The sequence below is a fragment of the Mesorhizobium sp. P2_D1 genome (assembly GCF_056404455.1).
In genome coordinates this window covers 1-575 of record NZ_JBFUDZ010000192.1, presented here as the reverse complement: position 1 = coordinate 575, position 575 = coordinate 1, and the positions used below count along the sequence as shown (strand labels likewise).

1 protein-coding gene is annotated in these 575 nt (G+C 58.4%); it reads right to left on the bottom strand.

Features of this window, described 5'->3' with window-relative positions:
• On the bottom strand, nt 1–550 hold a 550-nt coding region (locus tag AC1D0I_RS32910), incomplete at its 3' end, for an ABC transporter substrate-binding protein (protein WP_477400237.1).
• Nucleotides 551–575: the final 25 nt, after the last annotated feature.

Here is a 575-nt window from a genome sequence, read left to right as displayed (position 1 = left end):
CTTCCGGTCCGACCTTCTGGTAATAAGCCTTCGGAAGCACATAGCCAGTCAGGAACGACATCCATTTGAAGTAGGTTGGGTCAAACGTCACCACGTCGCCGGTGACCTTGTTGCCGTCGGTCTTGAAGTTGGTGGCCGTCTTCCAGATCGACTGGATTGGGTTGCCTGTCTCGGCCTTACCCGCGCGGTCGAGCGACCACGCAAGGTCTTCGGCGGTAAACGGCGACCCGTCGTGCCAGGTTACTCCATCGCGGATGGTCATCATGACCTTCTTGCGGTCATCACTCCAGCCCCATTGCGTGATCAGCCCCTTGTCAAGCGACAGGTCGGGCTTCTGCAGGATGATCTGGTCGAACACAGACTGATAGAGGCCCTGGATGGTCGGGTTGACAGACGACGGACCGGCTGTCGGATCCCAGGAGGGAAGGTTCACGTTATAGGCGATCGTGAGGTCGCTTGACTGGGCTCGAACAAGGTTCGGCATACCCAGCGTCGCCGCGCTGAGCGCACCTGCGCCGTAGCCGAGCACTTTTCGTCTATTGATCAGCATGTCAGTTCCCCTGTCGTTATTGCGT